Here is a 377-nt window from a genome sequence, read left to right as displayed (position 1 = left end):
CGATATGTTGAATCTCAAAAGACAAGGAGTTGATTCCCATGCCTCAAACGATTACGGTTAAAATAAAGTTACTGCCAACGAAAGAACAAGCAGATATTCTGGCTGAAATGAGCGAAGAATATATCTCGACCATCAACTCCCTTGTAGTGGAAATGGTGGAAGAAAGAAAACCTACCCGTAAAACAAGCAAAGATATTGAGGCCTATTTGCCCAGTGCTGTAAAAGCACAAGCTACCTTGGATGCAAAAAGTGTGTTTAAGAAAGGGAAGAAAAAGAAGTTTGAAACAGTGCCTCTGCTTAAAAAGCCTCATTGTGTTTGGAACAACCAAAACTACTCTTTCGACTTCCGCTACATTTCAATGCCGATCATGATTGAT

At 39.5% G+C, this 377-nt stretch carries 1 protein-coding gene; it reads left to right on the top strand.

The genetic code is table 11. From position 1 onward, the window contains the following. Positions 1-38: 38 nt before the first annotated feature. Positions 39-377: hypothetical protein (locus ACYQ2O_RS12950; RefSeq protein WP_459796805.1), on the top strand; the 339-nt coding region annotated here is incomplete at its 3' end.

The organism is Alkalibacterium sp. m-11, from assembly GCF_054658155.1.
This window is presented reverse-complemented; position numbering and strand designations above follow the sequence as displayed.